Annotated in this window: 8 protein-coding genes; 5 read left to right on the top strand and 3 right to left on the bottom strand. The window is 72.1% G+C overall.

Annotation, left to right across the window (positions count from 1 at the left end; all coding sequences use genetic code 11):
• Positions 1 to 429 precede the first annotated feature (429 nt).
• Together DQW06_RS03140 and DQW06_RS29390 are read right to left on the bottom strand one after the other, a co-directional pair.
• Complete coding sequence (locus tag DQW06_RS03140; RefSeq protein ID WP_013153087.1) at positions 430 to 885, bottom strand: pyridoxamine 5'-phosphate oxidase family protein; 456 nt, start codon at positions 883 to 885, stop codon at positions 430 to 432.
• 149 nt (positions 886 to 1,034) lie between these two features.
• A complete protein-coding gene (locus DQW06_RS29390; protein WP_232832944.1) occupies positions 1,035 to 1,205 on the bottom strand; it encodes a hypothetical protein in 171 nt (56 codons plus the stop codon).
• Between the two features lie 431 nt (positions 1,206 to 1,636).
• On the opposite strand from DQW06_RS29390, the gene DQW06_RS03130 reads away from it, so the two are divergent.
• Together DQW06_RS03130 and DQW06_RS03125 are read left to right on the top strand one after the other, a co-directional pair.
• Positions 1,637 to 2,113 carry a GNAT family N-acetyltransferase gene (locus DQW06_RS03130; RefSeq protein WP_117197926.1) on the top strand — a complete coding sequence of 159 codons (477 nt, stop codon included), beginning with the start codon at positions 1,637 to 1,639 and terminating at the stop codon, positions 2,111 to 2,113.
• A 66-nt stretch (positions 2,114 to 2,179) separates the two neighbouring features.
• Positions 2,180 to 2,944: a trans-aconitate 2-methyltransferase gene (locus DQW06_RS03125; protein WP_117197925.1), complete on the top strand. Its 765-nt coding sequence runs from the start codon at positions 2,180 to 2,182 to the stop codon at positions 2,942 to 2,944.
• Positions 2,945 to 3,127: 183 nt separating this feature from the next.
• On the opposite strand, the gene DQW06_RS03120 is transcribed toward DQW06_RS03125, so the two are convergent.
• Entirely contained in the window at positions 3,128 to 3,928 is an 801-nt protein-coding gene (locus DQW06_RS03120; RefSeq protein ID WP_117197924.1) for a TetR/AcrR family transcriptional regulator, read from the bottom strand.
• Between the two features lie 73 nt (positions 3,929 to 4,001).
• Here DQW06_RS03120 and DQW06_RS03115 point away from each other — a divergent pair, with 73 nt between their 5' ends.
• The 3 genes from DQW06_RS03115 to DQW06_RS03105 all read left to right on the top strand — a co-directional run.
• Positions 4,002 to 6,272 (top strand): excinuclease ABC subunit UvrA, encoded by a 2,271-nt coding sequence (locus tag DQW06_RS03115; RefSeq protein WP_071622086.1) that lies wholly within the window; start codon positions 4,002 to 4,004, stop codon positions 6,270 to 6,272.
• A 338-nt stretch (positions 6,273 to 6,610) separates the two neighbouring features.
• Entirely contained in the window at positions 6,611 to 7,228 is a 618-nt protein-coding gene (gene ccmA, locus DQW06_RS03110) for a heme ABC exporter ATP-binding protein CcmA (protein WP_117197923.1), read from the top strand.
• Positions 7,225 to 7,823, top strand: a 599-nt coding sequence (locus tag DQW06_RS03105; RefSeq protein WP_232832943.1) for a DUF6297 family protein, incomplete at its 3' end; no start/stop codon positions are given. The genes ccmA and DQW06_RS03105, both read left to right, overlap by 4 nt.

Raw genomic sequence — 7,823 nt, 5'->3', positions numbered from 1 at the left:
GTGGGGCGGGGTCTTTCGACAGCTGCCGCGGGGGGAGCGGACCACGTAAGCCTAGAAGGGGTCGGGCGCGAAGGCTCACGCGGGCGCCGCCGACCGGCCCGCCAGGAGAGAGGCCTCCGGGTCCGCCCCCTGCTGACGGGAACGCTGGCATCGGCAGAGGGCGCTGGGCGCCCGTCCACGTGGACGCCACCACCGGGCACGCGCTGGGCGCTCAAGCAGTCGTGACCGTCGGACCGGACGCACGTGCGGTGCCGCCGCCCGATCCCGCGCGGCTTCACCTGAGGAGATCCACGCGCCGGTGCTCTCGAACGCCTCGCTCAGGTCTGCGTGTCACAGCAACGCGCCGCATCCTCCTTCCTGGTCTGAGCACACCGTGCCGGGGCCCGGGCTCCGCACCGGTCCGGCGAAGCCCGGCAGGCACTCGCGGAGTCAGGGTCGGTTCTTGGACAGGTCCTGGACGATGGTCCGTTCGGGGACGAAGCGGACGAGTCGTGCGTCGTCGTCGAAGTCCTTGAAGTCGGCGGGCCAGGTGGACTCGTCGTCGCCCAGGTAGCGGCGGAGCTTGCGTCTGGAGCGTTCCTCGTCGTAGGGCACGACCTCGGCCTTACCGCGCATGATGACCTGGAGGAACTCCAGCCTCTCCAGGTCACAGGTGTCCACGACCAGCGCGACCCGGGGGTCCTTGGCCAGGAACCGCGACATCCGCGAGTAGGCGCCGGTGATCCACCAGACCGCGCCCTCCTCCCACAGGAACCACACCGGACGCACCGTGGGCGCGCCGGAGGAGTCGGAGGCGGCCACCCTGGCGACCAGGGGCCGGGCCAGGAAGGCGTCGACGTCGAAGGGGTGCTCGTGCTGGCTGAGGGTGCCGGGGGTTTCGCTCACAACATCAGGCTAGGCGGCCCGGGGCGGCGGGAGAAGGAGCTTTTCCCAGCTGTGGACAACCCGTCGTGGGGGTGTGCGGTGGCGGATCGGACGGAGCTGCCGCGACCACGAGAGCCCCGCCGAAACCGGCTCCGCGCCCAGAGCCCTGATCAGGAGTGAGGGGACCGCCGCAGCTTGGCCGACTCCTCCTCACCGAAGTCCTCGGAGAGGCCCGGGACGGCCGAGGCGGCCCCGACCTCGGGTGGGGCCAGTTCGGGTTCGTCGTTCTGGAGGGCGAACGCGGGTGCCCAGCGGGCAGCGTGGTCCGGCGCGTCCACCACGGAGTGGAGGTACAGGTGCTGCCGAAGCCGCCGTGGGCGATGTGCATGAAGAAGCTCGTGCCGTCGGCGCCGCTGAACAGCTGGGCGTAGGAGGAAGCTCAGGGGCCGCCGTACTCGGCGAACGGACGCCGGTTGAACCCGGCACGGCGACGCAGTCCGTCCGGTCCTCCTCGACGGCCCGGGTGGCGCACGCTTCGTTGACGGGGTCGGGTCCCGGCGCCCACGCGCCGTCCCGGTAGTGCGGTGCGGTGGTGGTCATGGGGGTCGTGCTCGCAGGTAGACCCGGTTCGCGGGCGGAGTCGGCGGTATCGGCCGGACCCGGACGACGACCCGGCGCGCAGAAGCCCGGTGTGCCCCGGTCCGCCCCGCCCGCCAGGCCTGGAACCGGTGGGGGCGACCGCTCTACGCACTTTCTCGGTAGCGTGCGGAGGATGACTCCCCACGCGACCACTCGTACGGTCCGGACCGCCGACGCGGACGGGCTCGTACCGCTCTACACGACGCTGTCGCACCCCGCGACGGCCGCGCAGATACGTAGTCGCCTCGAACGGCTGACTGGTGACCCCACCTACGAACTCTGGGTCGCTGAGGCCGCCGCAGGAGAGCTGCTGGGCTTCGCCGCCGGACACCTGCTGTTCCCGGTGGAGGACGATGCCCCGGCCGCACAGCTCATCGCGCTGGTCACCGCCGAAGAGGCACGAGGGAAGGGCGTGGGCACGGCGCTGTGCGCCGCGTTCGAGGCCTGGGCCGTGGAGCGGGGCGCGGCCCGAACGATGCTGAACTCCTCGACCAGACGGACCGAGGCCCACGCCTTCTACACTCGGCGCGGCTACACCGCGTCGGGAGTGCGGTTCTCGAAGTTCCTGTGGTACCAATCAACCGGGTACGGCGAGGGCCTCGGTCGGTAGCGCCGCGTGTTCGCGGGCGCCCAAAAACCCGGTGACGGTGGGGGAGCGGTCGGCCACAATGGCCCGATGGTCGACCGACACTTCTCCCAACCGGACCTGGCCGAGCTCTACGACTGCTTCCACTCCTGGCGGAGCTCGCCCCAGGACGACTTCTACCTCGACCTCGTCATGGACGCCCGCTCCGTCCTGGACGTGGGCTGCGGGACGGGCAAGCTCCAGCGGGTGGCGCGCGAGCGCGGCCACACCGGACGCCTGGTCGGCCTCGACCCGGCCGACGCGATGCTGGAGGTCGGGCGGCGCGACCGCGACGACGTCGAGTGGATCCTCGGTGACCTGGTCCGCGGCCCCTACGGCGAGGAGGCGGGCGGCCCCTTCGAGGGCGAGTTCGACCTGGTCGTCATGACCGGCCACGCCTTCCAGGTGTTCCTCACCGACGACGAGGTGCGGGAGTTCCTGGCCGCCGTGCGCCGCGCCCTGACCGACGACGGCCGGTTCGTGTTCGAGACCCGCAACCCGGCCGCGCGCGGCTGGGAGGCGTGGACCCCCGAGCGGGTGCGCACCGTGGACGGCCCCGGAGGGCGCAGGGCCACCTGCGTCCACCGGCTGGAGAGCGTGGAGGGCGACCTGGTCACCTTCACCTCCGACTACCGCGTCGAGGACTGGGACGAGCCCCGGAGCAGCCGCAGCACGCTGCGCTTCCTGGACGCCGACGCCCTGAACGGCTTCCTGGCCGAGGCCGGATTCGACGTGAGCGCGCAGTACGGCTACTGGGACCGCAGTCCGCTCACCGACGCGGGCGCGGAGATCATCACCTTCGCCCGTCCTCGGTGATCGGCGTCCGTCCCGGAAACCACTGCCGCGCAGCCGTCGCACCCGCGCGCCGGGCGGGTGCGAGGTGGCGACGAGCCCGAAGACACCCGGCCGGGCCGGCTGGTGGCCGCCTTCCTGGTGGTCCCCCGATCCCGGCCGTGCCGGTCACCCCTGGCCACCTTCCGCGACGGGCGACCGGCGCGGTCACCCGCGCGGGCCGAGGCTGGCCTGGAGCCCGTCCAGCAGAGCGTTGAGCCCGAACAGGAAGGTCTCCCACGCCTCCTGCTCCAGGTAGGGCTCATTCTGGTTCTCGTTGCTGAACGCCCCCTGCTCCGACATCAGGGTCAGCACGGGGAAGCGCCGGTCGAAGTCCGGGGCGACCCGTTCCAGCTGCGCGGAGCGTTCGTACCACCAGGCGTCCTCGGCCACACCCGTGACCTCCGGGGCGCGGCGCGACTCCGAGGCGATCTGCACGGGTCCGCGCACGAGGGTGAACAGGTTGCCGTAGGCGCTGCGGATCTGCGTGGGGCCCAGCCCGGCGCGGTGCAGCACCACGGCCAGCGACTCGAACAGCCGGTACTCGTTGGGGCCCAGCACCGGCCGGGCCTGGGAGACCTCCAGGGTCCAGGGGTGGCTCAGGTAGAAGTCCCACAGCCGGGTGGCCCAGGATGTCGTAGCCGTGCGCCAGTCTGGTTCGGCGTCGGCCTCGGCGGCGTCGGCCAGTTCCGCGAAGACGTGGTCGTACATCAGCTCCACGAGTTCGTTCTTGCTGGCCACGTAGGTGTACAGCGACATGGCGGTGCGCCCCAGGCGCTGGCCCACCGCGCGCATGGACAGCGCCTGCATCCCCTCGGCGTCGGCGAGGGCGATGGCGGTCTCCACCACCAGGTCCACGCTGAGTTCGGGCTTGGGGCCGGGGGCCGTGCGGGCGCCGTCCCCGTCGCGGGACCTCCACAGCAGCTCCATGGTGCGACGGGCGTCACCCTGCCCGGCGTAGATCACCACTTGCATCTCCTTACGCCATAAACTAATGTTCTCCAGCCATCAGCTTACGCCATAAGGACTCCTGAGGAGCAGTGTGTCTTCCCACCCCACCACAGCGGACACCCACGACACCATCCAGGTCCGGGGAGCCCGGGAGAACAACCTCGCCGACGTCTCGGTGGACATCCCCAAACGGAGGCTGAGCGTCTTCACCGGCCTGTCCGGCTCGGGCAAGTCCTCCCTGGTCTTCGGAACGATCGCCGCCGAGTCCCAGCGCCTGATCAACGAGACCTACACGACCTTCGTCCAGTCGTTCATGCCCACGATGGGGCGGCCCGACGTGGACAGCCTGCGCAACCTCAGCGCGGCGATCATCGTCGACCAGGAGCGGATGGGCGCCAACTCCCGCTCCACCGTCGGCACCGCCACCGACGCCGCCGCCATGCTGCGGATCGTCTTCAGCCGGGTCGGCACCCCGCGCCTGGAACCCTCCAGCGCCTTCAGCTTCAACAACTCCGAGGGCATGTGCGGTGAGTGCGGGGGACTGGGGCGCACCAACCAGATCGACGTGGACGAACTCGTCGACCGCGACCTGTCCCTGAACGAGGGCGCGATCACCGTCCCGGGCTACGGCGTGGGCAGCTGGTACTGGCAGGTGTTCGTCAACTCGGGCCTGCTGGACGCCGACAAGAAGGTGGCCGACTACACCGACCAGGAACGCCACACCCTGCTGTACCTGCCCGTCACCAAGATCAAGGCGGGCACCAACTCCTTCTCCTACGAAGGGCTGGTCCCCAAGATCAGGCGCACCTACCTGGCCAAGGACCGCGAGAAGATGCAGACGGCCGTGCGCGCCTTCGCCGACCGCGCGGTGACCTTCTCCACCTGCCCCGAGTGCGACGGCGCCCGCCTCAACGCCCGGGCCCGGGCGGTCAGGGTCGCCGGGCGCACCATCACTGAGTGCTCGGCCATGCAGGTGGACGAGCTGGCCGGGTTCGTGCGCTCCCTGGACGAGCCCTCGGTCAAGCCCCTGCTGGACAACCTCGGCCACACCCTGGAGTCCCTGGTGCAGGTGGGGCTGGGCTACCTGAGCCTGGACCGGGAGTCGGGCACGCTCTCGGGTGGCGAGGCGCAGCGGGTCAAGATGGTGCGCCACCTGGGATCCAGCCTCAGCGACGTCACCTACGTCTTCGACGAGCCGACCACCGGCCTGCACCCGCACGACATCGAGCGGATGAACAACCTGCTGCTGAGCCTGCGCGACAAGGGCAACACGGTGCTGGTGGTCGAGCACAAGCCCGAGACGATCGCCATCGCCGACCACGTGGTGGACCTGGGGCCCGGCGCCGGGCCCTCGGGCGGACACGTCACCTACACCGGTGACGTAGCCGGACTGCGGGCCTCGGGCACGCTCACAGGCGACCACCTGGACCACCGGGCCACCCTGCGCGAGCGGGTGCGCACACCCCGGGGACACATCTCCATCACCGGAGCGAACTCGCACAATCTGAAGGACGTCAGCGTGGACATCCCCACCGGGGTGCTCACGGTGGTCACCGGCGTGGCGGGTTCGGGCAAGAGCTCGCTCATCCACGGCGCCCTGCCCGGGCGCGAGGACGTGGTGGTGGTCGACCAGTCGGCGATCAAGGGGTCGCGGCGCTCCAACCCGGCCACCTACACCGGGCTGCTCGACCCGATCCGCACCGCCTTCGCCCGCGCCAACGACGTCAAGGCCTCGCTGTTCAGCGCCAACTCCGAGGGCGCCTGCCCCGAGTGCAAGGGCGCCGGCGTCATCTACACCGACCTGGCGATGATGGCCGGGGTCTCCTCGCCGTGCGAGCACTGCGAGGGCAAGCGGTTCCGGGCCGAGGTGCTCACGCACAAGCTGCGCGGCAAGGACATCAGCGAGGTGCTGGCGATGTCGGTGGTGGAGGCGCGCGAGTTCTTCCCCGGCGGCAACGCCCGCACGATCCTGGACCGGCTGCACGACGTGGGTCTGGGCTACCTGGGCTTGGGCCAGCCGCTGACCACCCTGTCGGGCGGTGAGCGCCAGCGCCTGAAGCTGGCCATCAACATGGCCCGCGACGGGGCGGTGTACGTGATGGACGAGCCGACCACCGGCCTGCACCTGGCCGACGTGGACCGGCTGCTGGCGCTGCTGGACCGGTTGGTGGACGACGGCAACACGGTGGTGGTGATCGAACACCACCAGGCGGTGATGGCGCACGCCGACCACCTCATCGACCTGGGTCCGGGCGCCGGGCACGACGGCGGCCGGATCGTGTTCGAGGGCAGCCCCGCCCAGCTGGTGAAGGAGGGCGACACCCTCACCGCCCGCCACCTGCGGGCCTACCTGGAGCGCTGACCGAGGTTCTCCGGGAGGGCCTGAGCGGCGGACACGCGTGCTGAGGGCCCTCGCGTGCGGCGGGGACAGCCGGGCGCTGTCCCCGTGTCCGTCCCGGCGCAGCCGGTGCCGGGACGGACGTACCGTGCCCCCCGACCGGCCGACGGACTCGGTGGTCCCCGACGGGACCGGGCGACTCCAGTCCCCTCGGATCCCTGCCCCGGAAACGGTCGGGCACCGGCGGGGGTGGCGCGGTCGCGTCCGTGCCGCTCCCGCCTCGGGAACGGAGACGGACTGGCAGCGGGGTGGCGGCCGGGCGCGGTGGCCCCGGCGCGTCGCCCACGTCCTAGGCTGAGCCGGTGAGCGAACCGATCATCGTGGCCCGTGACGTGGACGTGGAACTGGGCGGCGTCCCGGTCCTGCGCGGAGTCGACCTCACGGTCGCGCCCGGGGAGGTGGTCGCGGTGCTCGGCGCCAACGGCGTCGGCAAGACCACCCTGCTGCGCTGCCTCGCCGGGCTCCAGCGGACCGCGGGCGAGGTCAGCGTGCTGGGTCGGCCCCCCGTGGACGAACCCGGGTTCTGGCGCGAGGTCGCCCTCGTCGGCGACGAACCCACCTGGTACCCGGGACTGACCGTGCGCGAGCACCTGGAGCTGATGCGGGCCGTACACGGCCCCGGACGGCTGGAGGCAGCGGCGGCCGTGGAACTGTTCGAGCTGTCCGGCTGCGCGGACCGGGCCCCGTCCTCGCTCTCGACCGGGCAGCGCCAGCGGCTGTCCCTGGCCATGGCGCTGCTGCGGCCGAGCCGGTTGCTGCTGTTGGACGAACCCGAACGCGGACTCGACGCCGCCTTCCGCGGACGGCTCGCGGAACTGCTCACCGAGTACGCCGAGAACGGCGGCACGGTGGTGATGGTGACCCACGATCCGCGGTTCGCCGAGGACGCCCGCCGCGTCGCCCTGGAGGCCGCCGCGTGAACGGGACCACGCGGACACGAGGGGCGTGGACGGGAGCGACACGGGTCCGGGCCTTCGTGCGGGCCCGGAACCGCCGACACCGCAGCTGGTCCGACCGCTACGTCATCCTGCTGGCCCTGGGGCTGCTGGTGGTGACGGTGTCCCCGGTGATCGGACGCGCGGTGGCGGCCGTGCCCGACGCGGTCGATCCGGCGCGTGCGGGTGCGGGCCTGGCGCTGGTCGCGCTGCTGCTGGCGGCCTCCCTGAGGCTGGCGCGCGCGGTCGGGCCGGTGGCGGTGTCGGCGGCGGACGCGGCGTGGCTGGTGCTCTCGCCGCTGCCGCGCCGCGGGGTGCTGGCCCCTGCCCTGCTGGTCATGGCCGTGGTGTGCGCCGTGGTCGGCGCGGTGTTCGGCCTGGCGCTGCTGAGCGCGCTCGGCGCCCCCGACGCCCTGGCGCTCCGGCTGCTGGCGTCCGTGGTCCTGGCCGTGTCGTGGACGATGGGCGGGACGGCGACGGCCGTGCTGGCGCAGGCGTCGCAGCCCTGGGACGAGCGGCTGACCGCGCTGCTCGTCGCCCTCGTCGTCGCGGCGGCGTGCGCTTCGGCCGGGGTGGCCGC

Origin of the sequence: Nocardiopsis sp. TNDT3, from assembly GCF_003427465.1 — a bacterium.
Lineage (GTDB): Bacteria > Actinomycetota > Actinomycetes > Streptosporangiales > Streptosporangiaceae > Nocardiopsis > Nocardiopsis dassonvillei.
Note: the sequence above shows the minus strand (reverse complement) of the source record. Positions and strands in the feature narration are given on the sequence as shown.